30 protein-coding genes are annotated in these 26,792 nt (G+C 68.5%); 18 read left to right on the top strand and 12 right to left on the bottom strand.

Going from position 1 to position 26,792, the window contains the following annotated elements:
- The first annotated feature begins 72 nt into the window (after positions 1–72).
- From FG323_RS08535 to FG323_RS08495, 9 genes are all read left to right on the top strand, one after another.
- Complete coding sequence (locus tag FG323_RS08535) at positions 73–1,368, top strand: substrate-binding domain-containing protein (protein ID WP_141454096.1); 1,296 nt, start codon at positions 73–75, stop codon at positions 1,366–1,368.
- Between the two features lie 104 nt (positions 1,369–1,472).
- Positions 1,473–1,982, top strand: a complete 510-nt coding sequence (locus FG323_RS08530) for a hypothetical protein (RefSeq protein ID WP_141454095.1) — start codon at positions 1,473–1,475, stop codon at positions 1,980–1,982.
- A gap of 355 nt (positions 1,983–2,337) precedes the next feature.
- Positions 2,338–3,897, top strand: coding sequence for a ShlB/FhaC/HecB family hemolysin secretion/activation protein (locus FG323_RS08525; RefSeq protein ID WP_255470145.1), 1,560 nt, complete (start codon positions 2,338–2,340; stop codon positions 3,895–3,897).
- A 30-nt stretch (positions 3,898–3,927) separates the two neighbouring features.
- Positions 3,928–5,736, top strand: coding sequence for a MotA/TolQ/ExbB proton channel family protein (locus FG323_RS08520; protein WP_141454093.1), 1,809 nt, complete (start codon positions 3,928–3,930; stop codon positions 5,734–5,736).
- A 10-nt stretch (positions 5,737–5,746) separates the two neighbouring features.
- Entirely contained in the window at positions 5,747–6,157 is a 411-nt protein-coding gene (locus FG323_RS08515) for a biopolymer transporter ExbD (protein ID WP_141454092.1), read from the top strand.
- A 4-nt stretch (positions 6,158–6,161) separates the two neighbouring features.
- Positions 6,162–6,851: an energy transducer TonB gene (locus FG323_RS08510; RefSeq protein WP_141454091.1), complete on the top strand. Its 690-nt coding sequence runs from the start codon at positions 6,162–6,164 to the stop codon at positions 6,849–6,851.
- Positions 6,852–6,917: 66 nt separating this feature from the next.
- Positions 6,918–8,639, top strand: coding sequence for a putative porin (locus tag FG323_RS08505; RefSeq protein WP_141454090.1), 1,722 nt, complete (start codon positions 6,918–6,920; stop codon positions 8,637–8,639).
- Positions 8,640–8,781: 142 nt separating this feature from the next.
- Positions 8,782–9,243, top strand: coding sequence for a hypothetical protein (locus FG323_RS08500; RefSeq protein WP_141454089.1), 462 nt, complete (start codon positions 8,782–8,784; stop codon positions 9,241–9,243).
- Between the two features lie 89 nt (positions 9,244–9,332).
- Positions 9,333–9,746, top strand: a complete 414-nt coding sequence (locus tag FG323_RS08495) for a hypothetical protein (protein ID WP_141454088.1) — start codon at positions 9,333–9,335, stop codon at positions 9,744–9,746.
- Between the two features lie 13 nt (positions 9,747–9,759).
- On the opposite strand, the gene FG323_RS08490 is transcribed toward FG323_RS08495, so the two are convergent.
- The 5 genes from FG323_RS08490 to FG323_RS08470 form a co-directional block, all read right to left on the bottom strand.
- Positions 9,760–10,368 carry an ATP-dependent Clp protease proteolytic subunit gene (locus tag FG323_RS08490; protein ID WP_141454087.1) on the bottom strand — a complete coding sequence of 203 codons (609 nt, stop codon included), beginning with the start codon at positions 10,366–10,368 and terminating at the stop codon, positions 9,760–9,762.
- Between the two features lie 40 nt (positions 10,369–10,408).
- Positions 10,409–10,771 (bottom strand): SRPBCC domain-containing protein, encoded by a 363-nt coding sequence (locus tag FG323_RS08485; RefSeq protein ID WP_141454086.1) that lies wholly within the window; start codon positions 10,769–10,771, stop codon positions 10,409–10,411.
- The gene (locus FG323_RS08480; RefSeq protein ID WP_141454085.1) at positions 10,768–11,082 is read right to left on the bottom strand and encodes a metalloregulator ArsR/SmtB family transcription factor; all 315 of its coding nucleotides are present in this window, start codon (positions 11,080–11,082) and stop codon (positions 10,768–10,770) included. The genes FG323_RS08485 and FG323_RS08480 overlap by 4 nt, the downstream gene beginning before the upstream one ends.
- Before the next feature lie 64 nt (positions 11,083–11,146).
- On the bottom strand, positions 11,147–11,575 hold the full coding sequence (locus FG323_RS08475) for a VOC family protein (protein WP_141454084.1): 429 nt from the start codon (positions 11,573–11,575) through the stop codon (positions 11,147–11,149).
- 167 nt (positions 11,576–11,742) lie between these two features.
- The gene (locus FG323_RS08470; RefSeq protein ID WP_181444134.1) at positions 11,743–12,486 is read right to left on the bottom strand and encodes a dienelactone hydrolase family protein; all 744 of its coding nucleotides are present in this window, start codon (positions 12,484–12,486) and stop codon (positions 11,743–11,745) included.
- A 157-nt stretch (positions 12,487–12,643) separates the two neighbouring features.
- Between FG323_RS08470 and FG323_RS19645 the strand changes: the two genes are divergently transcribed.
- A complete protein-coding gene (locus tag FG323_RS19645; protein ID WP_181444133.1) occupies positions 12,644–12,931 on the top strand; it encodes a hypothetical protein in 288 nt (95 codons plus the stop codon).
- A 38-nt stretch (positions 12,932–12,969) separates the two neighbouring features.
- Here FG323_RS19645 and FG323_RS08465 read toward each other — a convergent pair whose 3' ends face one another.
- Complete coding sequence (locus tag FG323_RS08465) at positions 12,970–13,557, bottom strand: NAD(P)H-dependent oxidoreductase (RefSeq protein ID WP_141454082.1); 588 nt, start codon at positions 13,555–13,557, stop codon at positions 12,970–12,972.
- Positions 13,558–13,636: 79 nt separating this feature from the next.
- Here FG323_RS08465 and FG323_RS08460 point away from each other — a divergent pair, with 79 nt between their 5' ends.
- Complete coding sequence (locus tag FG323_RS08460; RefSeq protein ID WP_141454081.1) at positions 13,637–14,044, top strand: helix-turn-helix domain-containing protein; 408 nt, start codon at positions 13,637–13,639, stop codon at positions 14,042–14,044.
- A gap of 289 nt (positions 14,045–14,333) precedes the next feature.
- Here FG323_RS08460 and FG323_RS08455 read toward each other — a convergent pair whose 3' ends face one another.
- The 3 genes from FG323_RS08455 to FG323_RS08445 form a co-directional block, all read right to left on the bottom strand.
- A complete protein-coding gene (locus FG323_RS08455; RefSeq protein WP_141454080.1) occupies positions 14,334–14,594 on the bottom strand; it encodes a hypothetical protein in 261 nt (86 codons plus the stop codon).
- 58 nt (positions 14,595–14,652) lie between these two features.
- Entirely contained in the window at positions 14,653–16,275 is a 1,623-nt protein-coding gene (locus tag FG323_RS08450) for a hypothetical protein (protein ID WP_181444132.1), read from the bottom strand.
- A 93-nt stretch (positions 16,276–16,368) separates the two neighbouring features.
- Positions 16,369–17,190, bottom strand: coding sequence for a helix-turn-helix transcriptional regulator (locus FG323_RS08445; protein ID WP_141454079.1), 822 nt, complete (start codon positions 17,188–17,190; stop codon positions 16,369–16,371).
- A gap of 128 nt (positions 17,191–17,318) precedes the next feature.
- Between FG323_RS08445 and FG323_RS08440 the strand changes: the two genes are divergently transcribed.
- A complete protein-coding gene (locus tag FG323_RS08440) occupies positions 17,319–18,296 on the top strand; it encodes an alpha/beta hydrolase (RefSeq protein WP_255470110.1) in 978 nt (325 codons plus the stop codon).
- A gap of 392 nt (positions 18,297–18,688) precedes the next feature.
- Positions 18,689–19,684 carry an NAD(P)-dependent oxidoreductase gene (locus FG323_RS08435; protein WP_141454078.1) on the top strand — a complete coding sequence of 332 codons (996 nt, stop codon included), beginning with the start codon at positions 18,689–18,691 and terminating at the stop codon, positions 19,682–19,684.
- Positions 19,685–19,813: 129 nt separating this feature from the next.
- Here the strand turns inward: FG323_RS08435 and wrbA are convergent, their stop codons facing one another.
- Entirely contained in the window at positions 19,814–20,413 is a 600-nt protein-coding gene (gene wrbA / locus FG323_RS08430) for an NAD(P)H:quinone oxidoreductase (protein ID WP_141454077.1), read from the bottom strand.
- 311 nt (positions 20,414–20,724) lie between these two features.
- Here wrbA and FG323_RS08425 point away from each other — a divergent pair, with 311 nt between their 5' ends.
- Together FG323_RS08425 and FG323_RS08420 are read left to right on the top strand one after the other, a co-directional pair.
- Positions 20,725–21,936, top strand: coding sequence for a DUF418 domain-containing protein (locus FG323_RS08425; protein ID WP_181444131.1), 1,212 nt, complete (start codon positions 20,725–20,727; stop codon positions 21,934–21,936).
- Between the two features lie 98 nt (positions 21,937–22,034).
- Complete coding sequence (locus FG323_RS08420) at positions 22,035–22,247, top strand: hypothetical protein (protein ID WP_141454075.1); 213 nt, start codon at positions 22,035–22,037, stop codon at positions 22,245–22,247.
- 222 nt (positions 22,248–22,469) lie between these two features.
- On the opposite strand, the gene FG323_RS08415 is transcribed toward FG323_RS08420, so the two are convergent.
- On the bottom strand, positions 22,470–22,979 hold the full coding sequence (locus FG323_RS08415; RefSeq protein WP_141454074.1) for a hypothetical protein: 510 nt from the start codon (positions 22,977–22,979) through the stop codon (positions 22,470–22,472).
- A gap of 143 nt (positions 22,980–23,122) precedes the next feature.
- Positions 23,123–23,989 (bottom strand): endonuclease/exonuclease/phosphatase family protein, encoded by an 867-nt coding sequence (locus FG323_RS08410; RefSeq protein WP_141454073.1) that lies wholly within the window; start codon positions 23,987–23,989, stop codon positions 23,123–23,125.
- A 183-nt stretch (positions 23,990–24,172) separates the two neighbouring features.
- On the opposite strand from FG323_RS08410, the gene FG323_RS08405 reads away from it, so the two are divergent.
- Genes FG323_RS08405 through FG323_RS08395 form a run of 3 tightly spaced genes read left to right on the top strand, consistent with a single transcriptional unit; the run spans position 24,173 to position 26,792 of the window.
- The gene (locus FG323_RS08405; protein ID WP_255470109.1) at positions 24,173–24,820 is read left to right on the top strand and encodes an HAD family phosphatase; all 648 of its coding nucleotides are present in this window, start codon (positions 24,173–24,175) and stop codon (positions 24,818–24,820) included.
- The gene (locus FG323_RS08400) at positions 24,817–25,605 is read left to right on the top strand and encodes a DeoR/GlpR family DNA-binding transcription regulator (protein WP_141454071.1); all 789 of its coding nucleotides are present in this window, start codon (positions 24,817–24,819) and stop codon (positions 25,603–25,605) included. Before FG323_RS08405 ends, FG323_RS08400 begins: the two co-directional genes overlap by 4 nt.
- 41 nt (positions 25,606–25,646) lie before the next feature.
- Positions 25,647–26,792: an MFS transporter gene (locus FG323_RS08395; RefSeq protein ID WP_141454070.1), complete on the top strand. Its 1,146-nt coding sequence runs from the start codon at positions 25,647–25,649 to the stop codon at positions 26,790–26,792.

The following is a 26,792-nucleotide window of genomic DNA, read 5'->3' as shown; positions in this document are numbered from 1 at the left end:
AACCGCGCACGATTCGATGCGCGGTTGTTTCCTTCCTCGCCATGGTGATCCTTCTCAAAAGGAGTTCTCGTTATGCGTCGTTCCAAGTTCCTGCGTGTGCGTCCGCTGGCCGTCGTCGCCTTCGCCGCGATGACCGTTGCCGGCTCCGCCGGTGCTGCCGATCTGTTTGGCGGCGGCGCCACCTTCCCGGTGCAGTCCTATGTGGGTGACAACTTCCTGACCACGGTCCCGGTTCGCGCACGCCTGTCGCGCAACACCACCAACACGGTGACCACCACGCCGATCGCCACCCTGACCCCGCCGGACACCCTGTTCGCCCGTTTCGCATCCGGCACCGGCAACAAGATTTCCTACTGCCAGACCGGCAGCGGCACCGGCAAGACCGTGTTGATTGGCGTGGGTTCGGTGATCAACGCCAACGGCGAGTGCGGCAACTACCAGTCCGGCACCAGCCCGGCCGGTTTCAGCGGCACCGCCGCCGCGCCGAACTACATCGGTACCGATTCGCCGATCAGCCAGGCCGACGTGACCAGCTTCAACGGTGGCCCGCGTGCGGCGCGCGAGCTGTGGCAGATCCCGACCCTGGCCGGTGCCATCGCGTTGCCGAACCACTCGGCCCTGGGTTTCACCAACCTCACCACCGAGCAGGTGTGCCAGATCTTCTCGGCGCGCGTGACCAACTGGTCGAGCATCCCGGGTTCCGGTTCGACCGCGGCGATCCGCGTCGTGTACCGCGCGGACGGCAGCGGCACCAGCTTCGCCTTCACCAGCTATCTGGCGACCGCCTGCAATGGCAAGTTCAGCATCCCCGCCGGTTACTTCAAGCCCAACCAGAGCTTTGCCGCGGCGGTTCCGGCGGCTGGCTCGGCGGCGCCGTTGTATGCCGCCTCGGCGGCCGTGTCCGGCAACCCGGGCGTGGTGACCTCCGTCATCTCCACCGCCGCGTCGATCGGTTACGCCGATTATCCGGAAGTGGACGCGCAGGGCGCCGAGTTCCCGACCGTCAACAGCGCCAGCCCGGCCGCGCTGCCGGCGTCCATCAGCATCTCGGCGCCGTTGTCCGGCCAGGTGCTCAATGCCAGCAACGCGCCGGTCGCGGTGACCGGCATGGCGAATCCGGCCTGCCTGCGCCTGATCAGCCCGAGCACGATCCCGGCCGGCGTGACCTATCCGATCCTGGCGTACACCTACCTGGCCGGCTATCGCAACACCAACGGCACCAGCACCACCGCGCTGCGCGATCTGCTGGGCTACTTCCTGGCGACCCAGGCCAACCGTCCCGCCCCGCCGGCCGGTTTCGCCTACCTGGATGGCAGCGCCACCTACCGCAGCTCGGTCCAGAACACGATCACCACCTGCGTCCTCTGATCCACGCAATCGAAAGACGCCGGCACGCCGGCGTCCTTCCACACCGGCGGCGGGGAAGCATCCCCGCCGCTTCCATGAGCGGAACAGAATCGGAAAACCAACACATGCATACCAACAGCGTAAAGAATGCGATCCGGAGAGCCACGGTGGTGTTGCTGGCGCTGGCCGCCTGCCTGGTCGCAGGGCAGGTATTCGCGCAGCAGAATGATGATCCGGAACATTGCGGCACCATCACCCACTACCCGGGCGCGGTCACCGTGGTGGGCAAGGCTTGGGGCAACGCGACCCAGGGCGACTTCCGCATCTGCAGCACCACCTATCAGTGCGGCGCCAACGCCAAGTCGACCGAAGTGTTCGGCGTCGGCTACAGCAGCCATGCCGCGGGCGTGATCGCCACGGAGAACTACGCCGCCGCCAGCGACGGTACCGAAGCGATCCTCGCCAGCTGCGAAGCGATCAGCAAGGATCCGGGCAAGGTGCGTTCCTGCATGGCGCAGAAGCAGAGCTTCCAGCTGCCGGCGTCGGTCGCCGGGCAGGCGAGCTGCACCGTGGCGGTGGGTGCTCCGGCCAAGGGATGGACCGCGGCCTCCGCCACCTGCTTCTGCGAAGGCTGATACGGAAAAGAGATTCATGCGGCGTGCGGGAGGCAGGCGGAGTCCTGGCACGCGCATCGGGAGGAAGCATGTCCCCGCGCCCCGGCCGGCACCCGCCGACCGGGGCTTTTTTGTGCTTCCCCGCGGGACCACGCAGGACGGTTTTCGCGCGGCTGACGCGCTCGCGCGATCGCGTCCGAATATGACAGCACTGTCATAAAAATGTTTGCGGATCGCCGTGGCCGCATGCGTCTAGAAAACAGATGACGAGTGGATGCGCATCGCCGCGTCCACCAGGGCCATTTCGCTTCGGATGAACAAATCGATGGATGGATCAAGAGCAGCCTCCGCGCTCGCGCGGATCGTATGCGTGCTGATGGTGGGCACCACCGCGCAGGCGCAGGACGCGCCGGTGTCGCCGGAAGGCGCGGCCACGGCAGGCGTGCCGCAGCGGGTGAGCATCCAGGAGTACCGGGTGCGCGGCAACAGCGTGCTGGAGGCGCGGGTGATTGAGCAGGCGGTGATGCCGTACCTGGGTCCGGGACGGACGCTGGCCGACGTGGAGGCCGCGCGCGATGCGCTGCAGGCGGCCTACCAGCAGCGCGGCTACCAGTCCGTGTACGTGGAGCTGCCCGAGCAGCAGGTCAGCGGCGGCGTGGTGGTGCTGCAGGTGACCCAGACCCGGGTGGGGACGGTGAACGTGGTCGGGGCCCGGCACCACGACCCGGCACGGTTGCGCGCGGCGGTACCGGCGCTGGCCACCGGCCAGGTGCCGGACTTCCGCCGTGCCCAGGACGAGCTGGCCGCGCTCAACCGCACCGCGCGCCGGCAGGTGGTGCCGCTGGTCAAGCCCGGGGCCACGGAGGGGACCATGGACGTGGACCTGAAGGTGGAAGACACCGCGCCGTGGCGGGCCAGCCTGACGGTCAACAACGACCACAGCGTGGACACCACCCGGCTGCGCAGCATCCTGAGCGTGGGCCACGACAACCTGTGGCAGCGCGAGCACAGCGCCTCGCTGAGCTGGTTCGCCGCCCCGCAGGACGTGGACGAGGCCAGCGTGTGGTCCGGGTCCTACCGGCTGCCGCTGGGCGGGCCGGACTGGCAGCTGGAAGCGGCCGGCTACCGCTCCGACAGCAACGTGGTTTCCAGCGGCACCACCCAGGTCACCGGCAAGGGGCATTCGGTGGGCCTCAAGCTCAGCCACACCCTGCCCATGGCCGGGGCCTGGTGGCACCAGTGGACGCTGGGAGTGGACTTCAAGGACATGGACGAGGCGGTGGCCCTGACCGGGATGGCCAGCGATTTCGCGCCGCTGAAGTACGCGCCGATAACGCTGGCCTACAGCGGATTCCGCCAGGGCGAGCGCCACCAGGTCGCGCTGGGCCTGCAGGCGGTGTTCGGCGCGCGCAGCGTGCTGGGCTACGGCAGCGATGCGGATGCGTTCGACTGGAAGCGTGTCTATGCCGATGCCAGCTTCTTCGTGCTCAAGGCCGATGTCAGCGACACCTACAGCCTCGCCAGCGGGGCGCAGTGGTACGCGCGGGTGTCGGCGCAGTTGACCGACCAGCCGCTGGTGTCCGGGGAGCAGTTCGCCGCCGGCGGCATGTACACCACCCGCGGCTACCGCTCGGCCGAGGCCATCGGCGACTACGGGGCGATGTTCACCCTGGAGTGGCGCAGCGCGCCGCTGACCCGCTGGGGCCTGCGCGAGTGGCGTTTCCACGGCTACCTGGACGGGGCCTGGCTGGGCCTGCGCCAACCACTGCCCGAGCAGGAGGCCGAGGCCTCGCTGGCGGCGCTGGGGTTCGGGACCAGCTTCCGGGTGGGCGAGCACTTCGACGTGCGCTTGGACTACGGCCACAGCCTGCTGGACGGGCCCACCACCACCCGCGGCGCGGACCGGCTGCACGTCAGCGTCGGCGCCAGCTACTGACCCTCATTTCTTTTTTCTGGAGATTTTTCCATGCAACGCGTCCTTCTCCTGTTGTTGATGCTGCTGGGCCTGTCGCTGCAGGCCAGCGCCCGGGCCCAGGAACCCGGTCCGGCCTGGTGGCAGGCCGACTGGAAGTACCGCAAGCCGCTGACGGTGGAGGCCGGCCCGCAGGGCGCGGGCCTGGCCACCGGCCCGGGCCGGCTGCCGGTGCTGGTGCGCCTGCACGCGGGCAACTTCGCCTTCGACGGGGTGGGCGAGGGCGGCCAGGACCTGCGCTTCATCGCCGCCGACGGGCACACCGTGCTCAACCACCAGGTCGAGCGCTACGACGCGGCCGCGGCCATGGCCCTGGTCTGGGTCGACGTACCGGCGGTGAACCCCGGCGCGGCGCAGACCCTGTGGATGTACTACGGCAACCCGCAGGCCCCGGCCGCGGGCAACGGCCAACTGGTGTTCGACCCGGACTACACCGCCGTCTACCACTTCGCCGGCAGCACCGCCCAGGTCCAGGACACCACCGCCTACGGCAACCATGCCACCGGCCCGTTGACCGCGCTGGAGGCGGCCCTCATCGGCCGCGGCGCGCAACTGGGCAGCGCGCCCTTCCAGCTGCCGGCCTCGGCCTCGCTGGCGGTGCCGGCCGGCGGGACGATGAGCTTCTCGGCCTGGGTCAAGCCCGAGGCGGCCGGTCCGGGCCAGGGCGTGTACCTGCGCCGGGACGGGGAGCACCTGCTGTGGCTGGGCGTGGACAACGGGGTGCCGTTCGTGCAGGTGGACCAGGCGCGCAGCGCGCCGGTGGCCGCCCTGCCGAGCGGGCAATGGAGCCATCTGGCCTTCACCGCCGACGCCGGCGCGGTGGTGCTGTACGTGGGCGGGCGGGAAGTGGCCCGGGTGGAGACCCCACTGCCGGCGCTGGCCGGTCCGGCCTGGGTCGGCGGCGAAGGCACCCCGGCCCCGGCCGGGGCGGTGGCCGCCGCGCCGTTCACCGGCGCGCTGGACGAGGTGCGCCTGTCCAAGGTGGCCCGGCCGGCGGCCGCGCTGCTGGCCGAGGTGGCCTCGCAGGGCCCGGCCGCGCGGCTGGTGCGCCTGGGCGAGGACGAACAGAACGCCGGGGTGAGCCATTTCGGGTTTATTTTGAAGTCCATGCCGGTGGACGCCTGGGTGGTGGTCATCGTGCTGGGGCTGATGCTGCTGCTGTCCTGGGCCATCATGCTGGCCAAGGGGCGGTATTTCGGGCGGGTCAGCCGGGCCAACGCGGCCTTTGCCGTGCAGTACCAGCAGGTGGCCGGCCTGCCGGCGGCCAGCCTGCAGGAACGCGCCCGCCAGGGCACCCTGGGCGCGGACATCCGCGAGCACGCCAGCCTGTGGCGGCTGTACGCCATCGCCATGGACGAACTCAAGGGCCGCCAGGCCCACGCCCACGGCCTGAGCGCGGCCGCGCTGGCGGCCATCCGCGCGGCCATGGACGCCGAGGTCATCCGCGAAGGCGAGCGCATGGGCCGGCGCATGAACTGGCTGTCCACCACCATCGAAGGCGCTCCCTACGTGGGCCTGTTCGGCACCGTCATCGGCATCATGCTGGTGTTCGCGGTGGCGGCCATGGCCGGGGCGGTGGATATCAACTCGGTGGCCCCGGGCATGGCCGCGGCGCTGCTGTGCACGGCCGCCGGCCTGGGCGTGGCCATCCCGGCCCTGTTTGGCTACAACTGGCTGGCCGCCCGCGCCGAGGCCATCGGCGCGGACATGGCCGTGTTCGTGGACGAGTTCAGCGCGCGCCTGGCCGAGGAGTTCGACGCCGCCGGCCCGGTGCCGTCGCTGCTGCACTCGGTGCGGGCCTGAGGACCGCGCCATGGCCGCCAAGCGATTCGGTGTCAAAAAACGCGAGAAGGGCATCAACGTCACCCCCTTCGTGGACGTGCTGCTGGTGGTGCTGGTCATTTTCATTTTGACCAGCAACGCCACCATCCCCGGCATTGAGGTCAACCTGCCCAAGGCCAGCAGCAGCCAGGCCCTGGAGAAGCCGCAGACCAAGGCCATCACGGTGGACAACGCCGGGCAGATTTTCCTGGACGCCTACCCGGTGAGCCTGGCCGAGCTGGAACAACGCCTGCGCACCGAACAGGCCATCACCCCGGACTTCCCGGTCATCGTGCGCGGCGACGCCCAGGTGCAGTACGCCCGGGTGGTGGAAGTGCTGGACCTGCTGCGGCGCATCGAGCTGACCCAGGTCGGCCTGGTCACCGGCAAGGCGCAGGGGTGAGGCCATGACTGCGCCCGCCCCTCGTCCCGGCCGTGGCCTGCGCGCGGGCTGGCCGGCCCTGCTCGGGGCGCTGCTGCTGGCCGCGCTGCTGGTGGGCCTGGTGGGCTACCTGCTGCTCAAGGACCCGGCCAGCACCCGTCGGCCGGTGGCCGCCGTGCCGGTGCTGACCCTGCCGCCGCCCCCGCCGCCGCCGCCCGAACCCGAGCCCGAACCCGAGCCGGAAGTGGAACCGGAAGAGGTCATGCCCGAGCCCGAGCCGCTGGAGGACGTGCCCAAGCCGGCCGAGGAGGCGCCCACCCCGGACACCGCCGACCCGGTGACCATGAACGCCGACGCCCAGGCCGGCACCGACAATTTCGGCATCCAGTCCGGCCGCGGCGGCGGCATGAGCGGGGTCGGCGCCGGCGGCGCCGGCAACGCCTCCTACGGCCGCTACCTGGGCTACGTCCTGCAGCAGGCCATCGCCCGCGACGAACGCCTGCGCCCGCTGGCCTTCCAGTTGACCCTGCACGTCTGGCTCGGCCCCGGCGGGGAACTGAGCCGGGTCGAACTGGCCCGCGGCAGCGGCAACCCCGACGCCGACCAGGCCGTGCTGGAAGCCGTGCGCGCCCTGGGCCGGGTGGACGAACGCCCGCCGGCCTCGCTGACCTTCCCGGCCCGGGTGCTGGTGCAGGGCCGCCGGCCCGCCGGCTGACCCGGACCGCCCCATGCCGACCACTTCCCCCTTTTCCGCCCCTTTTTCCTGCCTTGTGAGTTGCCCATGACCCGTATTCCCCTTTCCCGCCTGCGCCACCTGGCCGCCGGCATCGGCCTGGCCCTGGTCCTGTCCACCGCCGCCCAGGCCCAGGAGGCCCCGGCCGCCGAGAGCACCCTGGTCAAGCTCATCCGCGGCCTCATCGACAGCGGCGCGCTCACTCCCCAGGTGGGCCAGGCCCTGCTGGAGGAAGCCCGCCGCGAGGCCGCCGCCCGCCCGGCCGCCAGCGCCGCCGGCCCCGCCGGCCCCGCCCTGGAACCGGGCGAGGTGCGCGTGCCCTACATCCCCGAATCCGTGCGCGAAGGCATCCGCGAGGAGGTCAAGGCCGAGGTGCTGGCCCAGGCCAAGGCCGAACGCTGGGCCGCCCCCGAGGCGGTGCCGGAGTGGACCCAGCGCGTGCAGGTCACCGGCGATGTGCGCGTGCGCAACGAGTCGCGCCTGTTCTCCGAACGCAACAGCACCATCGAGACCGACTGGGCCCGCATCAACGCCGGCGCCGGCTACGACATCAACCCCAACACCAACCTGGACCTGCCGCCGCTGCGCAATACCCGCCAGGACCGCAACAACTCCTGGCGCATCCGCGCCCGCCTGGGCGTGCTGGCCCAACTGGGCGAACACACCCGCGCCGGCGTGCGCCTGGCCACCGGCAACGACGACGGCCCGGTCTCCACCACCCAGACCCTGGGCGGCGGCCTGGCCAAGAAGGACGCCTGGCTGGACCAGGCCTGGCTGGCCTGGTCGCCGCTGCCGGGCCTGGAGTTCACCGGCGGACGCTTCGCCAACCCCTACTGGTCCACCGACATCCTGTTCTCCAACGACCTCAACTTCGACGGCCTGGCGGTCAAGTACGAACGGGCCGTGGGCGAAGGGCTGGACCTGTTCGCCACCCTGGGCCTGAGCCCGCTGGAATACTCGGCCGACAACTTCCCGGCCACCAGCCAGGACAAGCAGGCCAGCCGCGACAAGTGGCTCAACGGCCTGCAGGTGGGCGCGAACTGGCGTTTCGGCGAGGACCAGACCCTGCGCGCGGCGCTGGCCTACTACCAGTTCCGCAACATCTCCGGCGAGTACTCGGCCCCCTGCGCGCTGTACGCCGGCGCCCAGGTCTGCAGCACCGACGGCACCCGCCCGGCGTTCATGCAGAAGGGCAACACCCTCATGCTCCTGCGCAACATCGCCCTGGACCCGCTGGATCCGGCCAACACCCCGCTGCCGCAGTACGTGGGCCTGGCGGCGAATTTCAGGTTGGTGGACCTGAACCTGAGTTGGGAGACCCCGGCCCTGGCCGGCACCCGCCTGCGCGTGGAAGCCCACGGGGTCAAGAACACCGCCTACGACCCGCAGCGGATGTGGACCCGCGCCCACGGCGGGCTGGTCACCAACCTGGCCACCGCGGCCGGGGCCACCCCCACCGTGGCCGACCTGGACAGCGGCGACACCGCCTACCTGGTCCAGGCCACCTTCGGCGACCTGGCCCTGGCCAAGGCCGGCGACTGGAACGCCTGGCTGGGCTACAAGCGCATCGACCCGGACGCGTTGCCGGACGGGTTCAACGACTCCAATTTCCATCTCGGCGGCACCAACGCCAAGGGCTACTACCTGGGCGCCTCCTACGCCTTCGATCGCAAGGTCTGGCTGACCGGCCGCTGGATGGCCGCCAAGGAGGTCTCCGGCGCCCCGCTGTCCATCGATGTCTTCCAGCTGGAGGTCAATGCCGGGTTCTGACCGGACCCTGGCGACGTGTCCTGGCGACGCGTCCTGATGCCGGGTTGCGAAGCATGCGAAATGTGGCGGGCCGGATCACGACACCGGCCCGCCGGGTGGACTGGTAGGCTGTGTTCTCCTTCCGTGATCGCGTGGCTGGACCATGACATCGCCGCGGCGCGTGACGCGCTTCCGGATCACCGCGTGTTTCCTGCTATCGGCCGCCCTGGCCGCCTGCACGCATGCGCCCGCGGACAGCGGCGCGAACGGAAACACCACGAGCGCGGGCACGACGGCGAGTACGGGACAGGCACCGCTGCCGGATTGGCTGCGCGCGAGAATCGCCGACTACGAACGACTGCCCGCAAACGGCGCGCCCGGTTCGATCTGGCGGATCACCCATCAGGGATCGCCGGCGTTCTACCTGGTGTCGCCCTGCTGCGATCAGTTCAACCCGCTGCTCGATGCGCGGGGCAGGGAAATCTGCAGTCCGTCCGGCGGTTTCACCGGCGCCGGCGACGGCAAGTGTCCCAAGCCGATGGATGCGGGTACCGAGGCGATCCGGATCTGGGTGCATCCGGAAGAAGAGAATCCACCCGCCGTGGCTCCGGGACTGGGTCGATGAACCGGCTGCCGTGACCGTTGCACGTGACCGGCGCCGTCCGCCGGGACGGGTAAGATAGGCTGCAGATCGTTTCGTTCCCGGGTCCGGTCATGGTCTACGCGTTCCTGGCTTCCGTCCTGATTTTCGCCGCCGTGGTGATGCTGCATGTCCAGCACAGCCGGGTGGGCGATCGCCTGCTGCAACGCTCCTTCGAGGGACTGCGGTTTCCGGCCGGAACCGGCAGCCTGCGGGTGGACGAGATCACCGTGGTCAAGCGGGTGACCCACGAGGTTTCGCGGCACAGCGATCACGCCCCGCTGGCCGCATTCTGGTACTGCGTCGGTCCGGGGCCGAACTATTACGTCGCCGTCGCCCAGTACGAGCGCAACGGCTGGCGCAGTGGGCGCTACCAGTGGGTCGTGCGCCCGATCGACGAGGAGCGCATGCGCGGCGCGCTGGGTGGCGACCCGGACGCGCTGCATGCGGCCTTCGGCGACCACGTGGAAGGCATGCTGCGCGCCTGAACCGTAGCGGCGATCAGGCCGCCTTGGCCTCGCGATGCTTGAGCACGCGATCGATCAGGCCCCACTCCCTGGCTTCCTCCGCGCTCATGTAGTGATCGCGATCGAGCGTGCGTTCGACTTCCGCGTAGCTTCGACCGCAATGTTCGGCGTACAGGCGGATGATGCGCTCCTTGGTTTTCCGCATTTCCTCGGCGTGGATGAAGATGTCCGAGGCCTGCCCCTGGAAACCGCCCAGTGGCTGGTGCACGTGCAGGCTGGCATTGGCCAGCGCCTTGCGCTCGCCCGGTTCACCGGCCATCAGCAGGAACGATCCCATCGAACGGGCGGTTCCCATGCACAGCGTGTGCACCGGCGCCTTGATGTATTGCATGGTGTCGTACATCGCCAGACCGGCAGTGATCAATCCGCCAGGTGAATTGATGTAGAGATGAATGGGCTTGTCCGGATTCTCCGCCTCCAGGAACAGCAGTTGCGCGCACACCAGCGCCGAGACGGTGTCGTTGACCTCGCCGTTGAGGAAGATGATCCGTTCGCGCAGCAACCGCGAATAGATGTCGAAGGAACGTTCTCCCCGGCTCGACTGTTCGAGCACCATGGGGACGAGTTGCATCGTTTCGCGCATGCGCGAACTCCCGGTTTCCAGCAGGTGAAGGGGACGCGCGTCAGGCCGCGCGCATGAGCACGGGGGCGTCGTCGTTGGCGGCCGGCGCGGCGGAGGCCAGGCGCGGATCCGGTGGGGCATGGATGATCCGCAACGTGCTGCCGCCGCCTTCATTGGGGCGTATCCGGAAGGTCACGATGCTTTCGAGGAAGGGCGGCTCGTCGTCGCGCACGCGGTAGCGGATTTCCTCGCCGCCGACGCTGGATACCGGGGCGGCGTCGGCCAGGGCGCGATCGGGCAGCCACTGCTCGCGGAACGCCGGGATGCTGATGGCGCGCCAGACCTGGGCCGGTGGTGCGTCCAGCTCGTATTCGAGCACCAGATCGCCGTCCCCGGGCTGCGTTTCGGTCGTGGATTCGTTCATTGGTCCATGTCCTTCAACAGCGCCTTCAGGGCGTCGATCCGGGCCGGCCAGTAGGCGCGGTATTTCGCCAGCCAGCGCGCGATGAGCGCCAGGCCATCCGGATCGACTTCGTAGTTCACGAACCGGCCCTCGCGCTCCTCGCGCACCAGTCCCGCGCCGCGCAGCACGGCCAGGTGCTGGGACATCGCCGGCTGGCTGATGTCCAGGCCCGTGCGCAGGGTGCTGGCGTTCATCCGTCCCGCCGCCAGCTTCTCGAAGATCGCGCGGCGGGTGGGATCGGCCAGGGCCTTGAAGATGTCGTTTTCGACCATGCGCAACACATTAGCGAATACTTATGTGTTGCGCAAGTGGCTGCCTGAAGGCAGGACCGCGCGGCTAGAAAGTGACCTTCACCGACGGCGCGCTGCGCTTGGCCTCGCCGTGATAGACCGCCTCGATGTTGTTGCCATCCGGGTCCAATGCGAACGCGCCGTAGTAGCCCGGGTGATAGGCGCGTTCGCCGGGCGCGCCGTTGTCGCGGCCGCCATTGGCGAGCGCGGCGCGATGGAAGGCGTCCACCATCGCACGGTCCTGCGCCTGGAAGGCCAGGTGATGGCGGCCGGTGAGTTCGCCCTGCGCGGCATCGCTGCTGGCGGTGGACACGAACAATTCGTCGGCCCAGAAATAATCCTCGCCGCTGCCGCTCATCGGAATCTGCAGGACGTCGAATACGGCCTGGTAGAAACGGCGGCTGGCATCCAGATCGCGCACCACCAGTTGCAGGTGATCGATCAGGCGGCCGCGGTGGAGTTCGTTGGTTTCCATGGACGAAGTTCCCGTGATGGCGTGGATTCGTCTTATAGCATCGGCGCGTGGCGCGCCGCTTCACGATTTCTTCAAGCCGGGACAGCATTGCTTCAAGGCCACGTCGGAGATGGCGATGGCGCGCGCAGGTATCCGATGACCGGTTGCTGCCGAGCAGATGCGACGGATCAGGGTGAGCGCAGCAATGCCTCGATGCGCGCACGCAGGTCCGCCTGCATGCCCGCGCTGAAATCATGGGTGACGCCGGGATAGGACGTGAGCGCGGCATCGAAACCTCGCTCGCGCAGGGTTTCCACCGCCGCCCGGGTCGGCCCGATCGGCACCGTGGCATCGTCTTCCCCGTGCAGCGCATGCAGCGGCGGGCAGTCCGCCGCGCACGCCGGACGCGCGGGCAGCCACTCCGGCAGCAACCGTGCCGCCACCGGGAACGCCGCACGGAAACGCGCAGGATGATCCAGCGCCAGCAGGAAGGCCAGATCGCCACCATAGGAAACGCCGGTGACGATCACCTTGCCGCGTCCCGGATACCGCGCTTCCACCGCGCCGATGACCTCAAGCAACCGGCGTTCGCTTTCGCGTGTCAGCGCCGCCTGTTCGATGTCGGGACGCTGGCCATACCCCTGCGGGAACCAGGACTTTCCCTGTGGACGCGGGTGCGGGCCTTCCGGCAGCACCACCCGCGCCGGCACCCGCAGGCCGGTGAAGGCGTCGACCAGCGCCTCCGGATGGGCGCCGGAATAATGAAGGGCGACAATCAGCGGCAGCGCATCGGCGGGTCCGGCAGCGCCGGTTTCGTACACCAGGTATCGCGATCCGGCGGCCAGTTCCTCGCGCGGCGGCGACGTTTGCGCCAGGACGCCCGACGCAGGGACCAGGCAGGCCGCCATCAACAGATACATGAACAGGCGCATGGCGGAGTCGGATCCAGGAGGGACCGTCACGCTAGCGCCGGAGCGGGCGCGCTGCAATGAACGCGCTGCAATGAATCCGGGATTTGACCGGATCCTCACCCGGAGTGGGGCAACCTGCGCCGCACGGTCGACCCGCGCGCCGGCCCGGAGAAACAGGATGAAAAGCGCGACACGCCACATGCTGCTGCTGGCCGGCATGTTGTGCCTCTGGGCCAGCGCCTACTCGCTGGGACGGGACGCCGTGCGCGAGCGTCCCGCGCCACACGGACAGACCACGCCGTCCAATCCGCCCGGTGCAATCACGGTTCCCGCCGGTCATACCGCCGGCTCCGCTCCCGCCGGATCGCCACGCGTTGCCAGTGCGACGGCGATCGCGACACCGATGCTCGGCCCCGAGACCGGGGCGGCCGCGCGGCTCGCGATACGCCATCCTCCCAGGCCGTAGCCCGCGCCGCATTCCCGCGGCGCGTTGCCACGTCGCGCCTAGGCTGCCTGCAACTGTTCGACCTGCGCCATCGCCTGGCGCACCGCCACATCGGCGCGCTCGGGACTGATGCGCACGCCTTCGGCGCTGACCACCTCCAGACGGGTCACGCCGAGGAAACCGAACAGCGCGCGCAGGTGGCTTTCCTGGTGCTCCAGCGCGGCCATCGGGCTTTCCGATCCGTAGAAGCCTCCGCGCGCCGAGGCGATGATGACCCGCTTGTCGCCCAGCAATCCTTCCACGCCCTGCTCGCCATAGCGGAACGTCCTGCCGGGAATGGTCACGGCATCAAGCCAGGATTTGAGCTGGCTGGGCACGCCGAAGTTGTACATCGGCGCGCCGACGACCAGTACATCGGTCGCCAGCACCTCTTCAAGCGCGACGGCCAGTTCGCGGGTCGATGCCGATGCGGGATCGGTGACGAATGCGTCCGCGGAGAATTGCGGCAGCGGCGCGGCGGCGACGTCGCGGTAGGTCACCCGCGCGTGCGGCTGGTGCTTGCGCAGGTGGGTTACGATGGCGGCCGAAAGCGAACGGGTGATTGACTGGTCGCCCAGGATGCTGGAATCGATATGCAGGATGTTCATGCGTGTTGGCTCGTGTGGGGCGCATGAAACTATTGGCGTATCGCGCTTCCTTCAAGAAGGATGCTTTTCAATACCTAGTATGCAAAACCATACCGAACCCTGCGAAGGCAGCTACGAGGAAGTGGCTCCCCGGCATGACCAGATTCGCGCCGCGATGCAATCGATCGGCGGAAAATGGAAGCTGGAGATCCTGTGGCTGCTCAGCCAGAGGATGCATCGCTTCAACGAACTGCGTCGCGCGATTCCGGGCGTCACCCAGCACATGCTGACCCAGCAGTTGCGCGAGCTGGAAAGCGACGGGCTGATCAGCCGCACCGTCTATCCCGAAGTGCCGCCGCGCGTGGAATACGCAATCGCCGAGCCCGCGCGCCGCCTGCGCCCGGTGTTCGAAGCCCTTTTCGCCTGGATGGCCGAGGGCAGCAACGCCTCGGAACCGGTGATGGCGGAAGCCGCGTCCGGCGCCTCGTCCCTCGGGGAGGCGAGGTAAGCCGCGACTTCCGACCCCCGTTGCTGCGCGGGCACTACCGGGTCAGACCGATCCGCTTCATCAGCGCCTGGTTGTCCCAGTGGAGGTATTCCTCCTTCATCACCCGTTCTCCCACACGACCACCGTCAGCATCGGCAACTTCAATGGCTTTGTTTGCCTGGCGTCATGGCCAGGCAAACGGAAATTCCGGCGTGGTGGCGCCTGCAACCATCCTTGTGGGAGCGACGCAAGTCGCGACCGCCCTCTCGACTCCCGCCAAATCCGGTAATTCCGTCAATCGAAACTCGTCCTAAGCGCCTCGCGCCGCCAACGCGCCCAGCTGGAGACCCAACTGGAACGCCGCCTCCGGATCACGATGGCGCACGCTGCCCGCCTGGCTTTCGGGCAATGCGTCCAGATCCAGCTGGAACCGGGCGTCGCCCCGTTTTCCCGCGTCATAACCCAATTGATAGGCACAGCCCGCGCAACGATGGCGCCCCGGCCCACTCTGGTCGAGGGGCAACGATTCGAAGCGTTCGTCGTAACGGTGCTCCTGCTTGCAGATGTTCATGCGATCTTCCTTGTGTCGTGTGGCGCCGGGAACCAGTGGGCGCGTGGACTATCTTGCCTCACTCCCATGCCGAAATCCGCAGCCTCACCTTGCCGCGGATGCCCGGCACGCTGGGGCGGCGGCTGCCGTCGGCGGCGACCGTGTGGCTGTCGAAGGGGATGGCGATCTCCACTTCCTCGCCACTGATCTTCTTCGCGTCGATTTCGGTATGCGCCGCCGCCACGCCGGCGTCCTGCCAGGCATAGCTGATCTTCCACTTGCCGCCGGCCTGCGCGGGCGGTGTCAGATCCAGGATCAGCGAATTGCGGAACAGGTAGCCGCCCTCGTAGTGCTCGTTGATCCACAGCTTGCGCTCGATCTCGTAGTCGGGCACGCGCACGCCCAGGGTCATGCTGTAGGACAGCGAGCGCCGCTCCGGATTGACCCGGGCGCGATTGGCGAGGAACACGCTGGACAGGTAGTGCGACTTCTGCTGCTTCCATTCGGTATGCGAGAAGCACGACACCGAATCTTCCTCCGACATGCGCCGGGTCAGGTACCACAGCTTGCCGCGCGGGGAAGCCAACGCTTCGACCTGGTACAGCGCGTCTATCTGGCGTCCCTGGTCGGCTGCTTTCTGCACCGGTTCGGGCAGGCGGATGTCGTCCACGTCCAGCCACACGTCCACGCGCACGTCGCCGAACAGGAAGCGGGCCAGGTTCTGGAAGGCCTCCTCGCTGTTGACGATACCGAAGAAACCCGAGTGTGCCCGGTAGGCGAACGCCTTGGCGCAATACGCGCCGATGGAACCGTCCGCGTTCAACCCGCGCAGGGTCGCATTCTTGATCAGCACCAGGCCATCGCTGCCATGGCCAACGAAGGTGCGGGACAGGCCGGCGGCGGTGGCGTAGTCCATCCGGTTGGTGCCGACCATGCAGAACACCCGCCGCGACGGGAAGCGATCCTCGGGCAGCAGGTCCACGCGCTTGTGCTGCTTGAACGCGGCCTTGAGATCCAGATATTCCGGCATCCGCTTGTCGCGGTCGAAATTATTGATGTCGAAGGCGGACAGCCACTGCGGCACGTTGACCCCGGCCACGTCGATGCCGTTGTGCGGAGTCGCGTAGGTAAACAGCTTGTCCACGTACTTGCGCGCCTGCTTCGGGTCCAGCACGGGGTTCTGCAGGAATGCGCGGCAGACCAGTCCGCCCATCGAATGGGCGACCAGGTAGCAGCGGAAGTCGGCTGGTTTCACCCCATTGTCGGGATTGCCGCAGATGAGGTCGCGGGTCTTGACGATGAGATCGCCCAGCTCTCGGGCGAAGGTTTCGATTTTCGGCGTGCTGCCGGTGCCGAACAGGCCCGAGGCGTTGTCGTAGTAGCGATGGATGATGATGGAGCGGCTGCCGAGCCGGTTGCGGGTGGGCTGCCCCTCCGCATCGGTTTCCCATTCCGGATCCAGGATGTCGCGCCCGTCCTCGTACACGTCCGAATAGCCGAACTCGGACATCAACCGCACGATCGGCGATTCGAACACGTACTTGCGCGGCTTGCGCGAGGGATCCGAAACCGCGCGGTACACGGTCGATCCCAGGTTGAACCCGCAGAACGGATCCGCGGTGGTCTCGTCGATCTCGCCGCGGGTCATCGCGTAGCCGCGGACGTAGATGATCGGGTAGTAAGGCGCTTCCATCTTGGCCATCGTGAACTCCTGTCGACGGGGGATCCGTATGCGCGGGACAGCTTAGTCCCAGAGATGGCTACGGATTTGGACGCCGGTCACGGCCAATGCCCCTCAGCCCGATGCCGCCTCGTCCGCCAGGCGCCGGCAGAACGCGGTGGTGGCGTCGTCCATGGGGAAGCAGCATTCGATGCGAAGTTCGTCCAGGGTGACGTCGCGCGGCGCGGCGAACACGGTGATGCTGGAGAAGAACTGCAGACGCTGGCCGTCGCGCTCGAAAATCGTGGTCAGCAATGGCGAGGCCCGTTGCCCCGGATCGCGCTGGCGCCAGCGCTGCGGCACGCCGGGATGGGCCAGGATTTCCTCCAGCAGCTGGCGCGGAACCGGATCGGAAGGATGCGCGGCGATCTCGGCGTGCAGGTGATGGACGAGATCGCCGGCGACTTCCTCCCAGTTGACCAGCGCGGCGCGCAGGTCGGCCGGATCGAACACGTGCCGCAGCATGTTGGCATGCGGACTGGCGCGGCCGGCCAGCAGGAAGCCGTTGACCCGCAGGGCAGCGGCATTGGCGCGCAGGATGTTCCAGTGCCGGTCCAGGACGAAGGCCGGATACGGTTCCTGCTGGGCGATGATGAAATCGATCGCGCGCTGGATGCGCGCCAGTTCGGGGGCGTCCAGCGGCGTTTCCGGGTATTGCGCGGCGTAGCCGGCGGCCTGGAGCAGGGCATTGCGCTCGCGCAGCGGCAGCACCAGCGCGTCGGCCAGCCGCACCACCATCTCGCGGCTGGGCCGGGACTTGCCGGTTTCCACATAGCTGAGATGGCGCGCGGAGATGTCCGCGGCCAGCGCCAGGTCGAGCTGGCTGAAACGGCGCGTGGCGCGCCATTCGCGCAGCAGCGGCCCCGGACCCCGGGCGGAAGCGGTGGCGTTGTTCATGGCGCCGAGCATAGCGGCCGGCCGGTCATCGCCGCCATGACCTCCGAGGTAATTGAGCGTGGATGACACGGCGCCCATCCTGCCGCCACCCCAACGTGAATTACCAACGTGGATTACGGAGAACGGAAATGCAGCGCAGAGACATTTTGAAACTGGGACTGGGTGTGGCGACGGTGGCCTGGGCCGGCGGTGCGGGACGGACATGGGCGATGGCATCGGGCGGTGGCGCCGCGACAGGCGCGGGCATGCTGGATGCGGCGGCCTGGAACGCCACGCGCCAGTGGACCCGCACGCCGTTCGGACGCATCGCCCACGTCGAGCGCGGCAGCGGTCCCGCGGCGTTGTTCCTGCATGGCTTCCCGCTCAACGGCTTCCAGTGGCGCGGCGCGCTGGAACGATTGTCCGCGCATCGCCGCTGCATCGCGCCGGACATGCTGGGCCTGGGCTACACCGAAGTGGCGGAAGGCCAGGGTGTGACGCCGGCGGATCAGGTGCGGATGCTGGCGGACCTGCTGGATCGGCTGGGCGTGGATAGCGTGGACCTGGTCGCCAACGACAGCGGCGGCGCGGTGGCGCAGTTGTTCGCGGTGGCGCATCCGACCCGCGTGCGCAGCCTGCTGCTGACCAACTGCGACGCCGAGACCGACTGCCCGCCACCGGCGCTCAAGCCGGTCATCGATCTGGCGCGCGAAGGGCGTTTCGCCTCCGAATGGCTGGCGCCCTGGTTGGCGGATTACGCGCTGGCACGCTCGCCGCAGGGCCTGGGCGGCATGACCTTCACCCATCCGCACAATCCGACCGACGAAGCGATCGAGATGTACCTGCGCCCGCTGGTCGACAACGCGGCGCGCACCCACGCCTACGCCCTCGGCCTGGACAGCAATGTGCTGGCCGGCGTGGAAGCCGCGTTGAAGCAGGGCCGTTACCCCACCCGCATCCTGTGGGGCACCGGCGACGACATCTTTTCCAGGGCAAGCCCCGACTACCTGGCCGGCGTGTTTGGCGACTCGCGCGGCGTGCGCCGGATCGATGGCGCCAAACTGTTCTGGCCGGAAGAGTTCCCGGATCTGGTCGCCGAGGAAGCGCGCCGCCTGTGGGGTGTGTGATGACCCCATCCCTGTAGGAGCGACACAAGTCGCGACCGGAGATCCCGAACCGCCATCGCGGCTCACGCCGCTCCCACAAGAAATCTCCACCCTGTAGGAGCGACATAAGTCGCGACCGTAAATCCTGAATCGCCCGTCGCGGCTCACGCCGCTCCCACAAGAAATCTCCACCTTGTAGGAGCGACATAAGTCGCGACCGGAAATCCGGACCCCCCATCGCGGCTGACGCCGCTCCCACAGGAAATCCCCACCCTGTGGGAGCGACGTGAGTCGCGATATCGGAAATCCGGAACCACCGGTCGCGGCTCACCCCGCTCCTACAGGTGACGGCACCCACAATCATCTGCCACATGCGTTGTAGGATCCCCGGCGAAACGGCAGGAACATGAAGCATGTACGGAAAGGTTCTGGTGACGGGCAGTTCGGGGCACCTGGGCGAAGCGCTGGTGACCACATTGCAGGCGCGTGGGCACGCGGTGGTGGGCGTGGACCTGCTGGCGGGCGCGTACACGCACCGGGTCGGCACGATCGCCGATCGCGCCTTCGTGCGCGAGGCGATGGCGGGCGTGGAGGTGGTGCTGCATCCGGCCACCCTGCACAAGCCGCACGTGGCGACCCATTCGCGGCAGGAATTCATCGACACCAACCTGACCGGCACGCTCAACCTGCTGGAGGAAGCGGTGGCCGGCGGGGTACGCGCGTTCGTCTACACCAGCACGACCAGTGTGTTCGGGGATGCGTTGGTGCCGCCGCCGGGCGAACCGGCGGCCTGGATCGCCGAGGACGTGCGGCCGGAGCCGAAGAACATCTACGGCGTCACCAAGGCCGCCGCCGAGGATCTGTGCCAGCTGTTCCAGCGCAACCAGAAGCTGGCCTGCATCGTCCTGCGCACCTCGCGCTTCTTCGCCGAGGAAGACGACGATCGGCGGGCGCGGGAGAGCTTCAGCGACGCCAACCTGAAAGCCAACGAGTTCCTGTACCGGCGGGTGGACATCGAGGACGTGGTGGATGCGCACCTGCGTGCGATCGAACGTGCGCCCATGCTGGGCTTCGGCCGCTACATCGTCAGCGCCACCACGCCTTTCGCGCGCGAGGACATGGCGCGGTTGCGTGCCGACATGGCAGGCGTGCTGCGCGATCGCGTGCCGGGATTCGAGGCGGAATACACGCGGCGCGGCTGGCTTCTGCCGGCCGGCATCGATCGCGTCTACGTCAATGCGCGGGCGCGCGAGGATCTGGGCTGGCGACCGCGGCACGATTTCGCCGACGTGCTGGCGCGCCTCCGGTCGGGAGGCACGGTATTGAGCCCGTTGGCTGGACGCATCGGCGCCAAGGGTTATCACGCCGAATCCTTCGCGGATGGACCGTATCCGGTCGAGAGCCACTGAGGCGAAGCGATCCCGGCGAGGCCGGCGTGAGCGCCGGTGCTTTGCTGCAGACGGCGGCGGCGCCGTTTCTTCAAGCTGCCCGCCGCCACCCCTCTCCCGCTGGCGGAAGAGGGGAGGACGCTGGCGTCATCAACCGAACAGCTTGTTCGCCACTTCCGCGATATGGCGGCCCTGGAAGCGCGCGCCTTCCAGTTCGTTGTCGCTGGGCTGGCGCGAGCCATCGCCGCCGGTGATGGTGGACGCGCCGTACGGGCTGGTGCCGGTGACTTCGTCCAGGCGCATCTGGCCCTGGAAGCTGTAGGGCAGGCCGACCGTGACCAGGCCGAAATGCAGCAGGTTGGTCAGGATGGAGAACAGGGTCATTTCCTGCCCGCCATGCTGGGTGGCGGTGGAGGTGAAGGCGCCGCCGACCTTGCCGTTGAGCGCGCCCTTGGCCCACAGGCCGCCGGCCTGGTCCAGGAAGTTGGCCATCTGCGAGGCCATCCGGCCGAAGCGGGTGCCGGTGCCGACGATGATCGCGTCGTAGTTGGCCAGATCGTCGATCTTCGCGATCGGCGCGGCCTGGTCGAGCTTGTAGTGGGACGCCTTGGCGACGTCTTCGGGCACCAGTTCGGGCACGCGCTTGATGTCGACGGTGGCGCCGGTGGAACGCGCGCCTTCGGCGACGGCTTCGGCCATCTGCTCGATATGGCCGTAGGCGGAGTAATAGAGGACGAGGATCTTGGACATGGAAGTCTCCACGGGTGGCAGGAGGGGGAGCGGGTCTTGCTGCGGCAGCGCGGTGACTATAGGCCAGCCTCCCGCGCGGGATTGAGGCCCGTGGGGGAATTGGATTGTTCCATCCGTGCAGCTGACAGAACCCGGCCAGCGCGGTTGTTGGTGCATCCGCAACGACTGGGCTGGCGATGGCACAGGCCACTTGGACGTTAGCGGTGTTACATTTCGAGAGACCCCGATGGAGCAGCGGCGGGCGCGCGGAACGATCCGCGTGCGGGCGTCCGGTGGCGGCTCCAGCGTGGCATCCCGTCCATGGAAGAACGATGCCTATGCCCGCAGCCGATGCACCGGTCAGTCCCGAAGATCGCCATCACCTCATCGACGCGCTGCGCGGATTCGCGCTGGCCGGCGTGCTGCTCGCCAACCTGGGCTATCTCAGTCTCTACAACCTGCTGGCCGAACCGGCGCGCGCCGCGCTGCCGACCGCGGGCTTCGACGCCGTGGCGATCGGCGTCATCGAATGGCTGGTCAGCGCCAAGGCCATCACCGTGTTCTCGCTGCTGTTCGGCCTGGGTTTCGCCATCCAGATCGAGCGCGCGCAGGCGCGTGGCGCGGGGCTGTCGCGGTTCGTCAGGCGCCTGTGCTGGCTGCTGATCATCGGGGTGGTGCACAGCTACTTCGTCTGGTGGGGCGACATCCTGATGACCTACGCGGTGGTGGGCCTGTTGCTGGTGCTGTTCCGGCGCGCGCCCGATGGCGTGCTGCTCTGGGGCGGCCTGTTCGTCGCGCTGGTCCTGCCCACCCTGCTGGTGCCCTGGCTGGGAGGTGGCTTCCCCGGCCTGCCATCGCGCGCCGAGATCGATGCGTCGACGTTGCAGGCTTTCCGCACGGATGACTGGCAGCGCGTGTTCACCGCCAACGCGGCGATGGTGAACTGGACCCGCCTGTCCGGCGGCATGTTGCTGTGCTTCGTGCTGGGCCGTTTCCTGCTGGGTTACTGGGCCGGCCGCCGGCGATTGCTGCAGCAGCCGCGAAACCACCGGGCGCTGTTCCAGAAGCTGTTCTGGGGCAGCCTGGCGATCGCGGTCGCGGGTACCCTGCTCCAGTTGGCGAAAGCGCACCTGGGCTGGGGCGCGGAGTTCCTGCCGCGCTGGATCAACGGATTCCTGTTCCGGCTCGACTCCCTGGCGCTGGGCATCACCTGGGCGGCCGGCTTCACCCTCCTGTTCCTGCGCCCGCGCGGCGAGCGCGTGCTTGGCGTGCTCGCGCCGGTCGGGCGCATGGCCTTGACCCACTACCTCGCGCAGAGCGTGGTGGGCATCTTCCTGTTCTACGGCATCGGCCTGGGCGTGGGACCGGAGACCGGGGCGGTCGGCTGGTTGCTGGCGTGGGTCGGCATCTTCGGCGCGCAGATCCTGTTCAGCCACTGGTGGCTCGCGCGTTTCCGCTACGGACCCTGCGAATGGTTGTGGCGCAGCCTGACCTACGGGGCGCCCCAACCGATGCGCCTGCCCCACGCCGCCGTGGCTTCGTGACCGCCGCCACGGATCGCCACGCCGGGATCACGAATCGCTACGGTCTTTTTAACGCGCCGGGGAATAGGCTCGCTTGCCGTCGTCGAGAGGAGGCAAGCATGAATACCGATTACTTCTTTGCCCAGGACGATGCGGGCAACCGCTGCCGCGTCGATGTGCTGCGTGCCTGCGACATGAGGGAGCGCGAGGCGACGCTGCACGACAACGCGCCGGTCTACCTGCTGGAAGACGGATCGCGCCTGCACCGGATCGATCGCGACACCTTCCGCGTGCTGGGCACCGGCGCCTACGTCACCGTGCTGCGGGATTGAACCGTAGATCGGAACTTGCTCCGCTGATCGCGAACGCCGATCGGGCAACGGTGCTTTCGGGAATTCGCAGCCGAGCAAGCTCGGCTCTACAGGGATGGGTAGAGCGGAGCTTGCTCCGCTGATCGCGAGCGCCGATCGGCAGCGGTGCTTTCGGGAACCCGCAGCCGAGCAAGCTCGGCTCTACAGGGGGACCGGCCGCGACCGGTTCGTGCCAAAGAAGCATCACGCAGTGCTGGCGGCCATGACCTTGCGCCGGGCATGCAGTCGCAATGCCTGGTAGCCCGCACCGATCACGAACAGCACGAACACGACCGACACCAGACCCAGCACCAGCGGTGACTGCGGTCCGTCGGCCAGCGGCTGCGATGGCGGCACGCGGCGCAGGGTCTCGTTGATGGCGGGAATGAACAGCAGCATGTAACTGAAGGACAGGCTGAGGTTCTGCAGATACTCGGCGCCACCGCCCAGCCACGCATGGCGACGCGCGGTGAAGCCCACGGCCAGCGCCAGCAGGGCGAGGATGCCCAGTGCGTGCGCCTCGTTGAAACCGCCGGTGCTGGACAGGCCGAAGGAAGTGAAGATCGAGATCAGCATGCCGGCCAGATACGCCTTGCCGATGCGCGAAGCGGGTTCGATGCGGCCGTCGCGGATCAGCGCGATCGCGCCGAACACGACGGGCAGCAGGCTGAGAACGGTATGGACGATACCGAGCGGCGAGAACGAGGGCGTCATGGCGCGTGTCCTTTCGAAGGGAGGAAAAGGAACTTCGACCTGCCGCACGGGATGCCCCCGGTCGTCGTGCCTTCCCCCTCCGGGACGGTCGCCGCGCGTCCGCGCAGCCTATGCCGGACGCGACCGTGGCGCCAGCCCTCCGGTCAGGGCGTAACCGCCCAGCGCAATTCGGCCACTACCGGGAAATGATCCGAGGGGTAACGGCCGTTCTCGTGGTCGGTCACCGTGGCGACCGGACCCACCTCGAAACCACGCACCAGGATCCAGTCGATGCGGCGATCGGCCTTACCGGAGAAGGCATGGAAGGTCGCCTCCGGACCGCTGCGTTGCGTGCTGCGCTCCCAGGCATCGGCCATCGCGTCGGTGAGCAGCGCATGCACGCGGCTTTCCGGACCGGTGTTGAAATCGCCGGTGACCACGACCGGCACTTCCGCCGGCAGGGCCGAGAGCCGCTTCAGCAGCAGCGCGGCGCCGCGCTCGCGGATGGGTTCGTCCTCGTCGCGATAGGGCAGGTGGGTGTTGAAGAAATAGAAGCGGCGGCCATCGGCGATGCGTTCGAACAGCGCCCAGGTGACCATGCGCGGATACAGGTTGCCCCAGGTGATGCTGCCGGCCACTTCCGGCGTATCCGACAGCCAGAAATCGCCGGACTCGATCACCTTCAGCTCGTCGCGCAGGTAGAACACACCCATGTGCTCGTCGCCGGCACCCTCGGCGTCGCCGCGCCGGCCGACGCCGAACCAGGCGTATTCCGGCAACTGCCGCACGATGTAGTCGCCCTGTTCGGCGAACAGTTCCTGGGTCCCGAACACCACGGGACGCTGGTCTCGGATGGTGTCCACGAGGATGTCCTTGCGCGCCTGCCAGCGGTTGTCGCCATCGGCGTCGGTGGGCAGGCGGACGTTGAAGGCCATCACCTTCAGGGGAGCGATGGCGGCGTCGGCCGCCGAGGCGGCGAACCCCGTCAGGGCGGTGGACAGGACGAGCAGCAGGGCGGCGAGTCGGCGCATGGTTCCGGATTCGTGCGGAGAACGCCGGAGTGTAACCGTCGCCCACGGACCCTTCGTGACCGGGCGCAGCCTCCATCGGGACGCCCCGGCGATATGCCTGATGTTGCATGATTATGCGTGTTTATGCACAATCATGCGAGTCCGTCCAGGTCATCCCCCATGAATCGCCCGGAACCCGTTCCCGTGCCCGCCCCCGAGCCGGCCATCGACGCCATCGTCTTCGACCTGGGTGGCGTGCTGGTCGACTGGAATCCCCGCTATCTCTACCGCCAACTGTTCGGCGACGACGTCGCCGGCATGGAATGGTTCCTCGCCGAGGTGTGCAGTCCGGCCTGGAACGCCGTGCAGGACGCGGGCCGCGGCTGGGACGAGGCGGTGGACGAGGCCATCGCCCGCCACCCCGATCAGGCCGGGCGCATCCGCGCCTATCGCGATCGCTGGATCGAAACCCTGGGCGGGGCGCTGGCGCCGACCGTGCGGGTGCTGGAAGAACTGCGCGGCGGAGACTGCCGGTTGTATGCGCTGACCAACTGGTCGCGCGAGACCTTCCCGCATGCGCTCGAACGCTATGACTTCCTCGGCTGGTTCGACGGCATCGTGGTGTCCGGCCAGGAGCGCCTGGCCAAGCCGGATCCGGCGATCTTCCGGTTGCTGATGGAACGCCACGACCTGCGCGCCGAACGCACGGTGTTCATCGACGACATGGCCTACAACGCGGACGCCGCCGCACGCCTGGGCATGCATGCGATCCACTTCCGCGACGCCTCCCAACTGCGCCACGAGCTGGCGCGGCTGGGCGTTGCTATCGGTTTGACGGAGACTGCGCCATGAACCCGCCGGCCGGCATCGATCTGCTGCCCGAGGAACGCCAGCAGCGCATCCTCCAGCGCCTGCACGCGCAGGGGCGGGTGCTGGCGGTGGAACTGGCGCAGGAATTCGCGGTGTCCGAGGATTCCGTCCGCCGCGACCTGCGCGAGCTGGCCGCGCGCGGCCTGTGCCGGCGCATCTACGGCGGCGCGCTGCTGCATGCGCCGGAAGTGAAGCCGCTGCTGCAGCGCCAGGGCCAGGATTCGGAGCGCAAGCAACTGCTCGCGCGCAAGGCGCTGGGCCTGCTGCGCAAGGGCCAGACGCTCATCCTCGACGCCGGTTCCACCAACAGCGCGATCGCCGACGCGCTGCCGCGCGACTTCGACCTGACCGTGGTCACCAACGCGCCCGACATCGCCTTCCGCCTGATGGAACGCGCGGATGTGGAAGTGCTGGTCATCGGCGGACGCATCGAACACCGGATCGGCGCGGCCATCGGCGCGCAGGCGGTGCAGGAACTGCGGCGCGTACGCGCGGATCTGTGCTTTCCCGGTACCTGTGCGGTCGACATCGACAGCGGCCTGTGGGGCAACGACGCCGAGGAGTCGCTGTTCAAGCGGGCGATGATTGAATGCAGCGGCGAGACCGCGGTGGTGGTGATGAACGAGAAGTTCGGCGCCGACGCGCGCTTCCAGTTCGCTTCGCTGCACCAGATCGATCACCTCATCGTCGAACACGACGCGCTGGAAAGCCTGCGCAAGTCCTTCGAGCAGCAGGAAATCGCCGTGCTCCGTGCCGACCGGCGCTGAGCGCCACAGCTTTATTGCCGTCCCCCACGAGAATCGCCACGATGTCCGTTGCCACTTCCGATTCGCCCATCTCCCATGGCGAGTTCCGCGCCACCCGCCTGTTGTTCTTCGCCGCGGGCTGCGCGGTGGCGGTATGGGCGGCGCTGGTGCCGTTCGCCAAGGCGCGCGCCGGGCTGGACGAAGCCTCGCTCGGCGCGCTGCTGCTGTGCCTGGGCCTGGGATCGCTGATCGCGATGCCGCTGGCCGGCGCCTGGACCACGCGGCGGGGGTGCCGGCGGGTGCTGGTGGCCTGCACGATCGTGTCCAGCCTGATGCTGCCGCTGCTGGCGTGGGTGCCGTCGGTTTACGCCCTGGGCGCGGTGCTGTTCGTGTTCGGCGCGGCGATCGGCGCGGCCGATTGCGCGTTCAACGTGCAGGCGGTGATCGTGGAGGAAGCGGCGGGCCGTCCGATGATGTCCGGCTTCCATGGCTTTTTCAGCCTGGGCGGCATCGTCGGCGCGGCCGGTGCGGCGGGGATGATGTCGCTGGGCGTGGCGCCGCTGGCGATGACCGTGTTCTGGGCGGCTTTCATCCTGCTGCTGCTGGCCTTCAACTGGCGCGGCCTGCTGCCCTATGGCAGTCCGCACGAGGGGCCGTTGTTCGCGGTGCCGCACGGCTTCGTGATCCTGCTGGGCGTGCTGGGCTTCGTGGTGTTCCTGACCGAGGGCGCGATGCTCGACTGGAGCGCGGTGTTCCTGACCGAGCAGCGCGGCATGGGTTCGGCGCAGGCCGGGTTCGGCTATGCCTGTTTCGCGCTGGCGATGACCGCCGGGCGCTTCGCCGGCGATGCCATCGTCGCGCGGCTGGGGCCGACCCGGGTGGTGTGGCAGGGCGGCCTGCTGGCCGCCGCCGGCATCACCCTGTCGGCCTGCCTGCCGCAATGGCAGTGGTCGCTGGTCGGTTACACGCTGGTGGGCCTGGGCTGCTCCAACATCGTGCCGGTGCTGTTCACCGCCGCCGGCCGGCAGAAGGTCATGCCGCAGGCGCTGGCGGTGCCGGCGATGACCACGATCGCCTACGCCGGCGTGTTGACCGGTCCGGCCGGCATCGGCTTCGTCGCCCACCACAGCAGCCTGCCCACCGCGTTCCTGCTGCTGGCGGCGATGATGATCGGCGTGGCGATGTGCGGACGCGCGCTGCGCGACTGA

This window comes from Pseudoxanthomonas sp. z9 (assembly GCF_006542425.1).
In the GTDB taxonomy this organism is placed as follows: Bacteria; Pseudomonadota; Gammaproteobacteria; order Xanthomonadales; family Xanthomonadaceae; genus Pseudoxanthomonas_A.
Note: the sequence above shows the minus strand (reverse complement) of the source record. Positions and strands in the feature narration are given on the sequence as shown.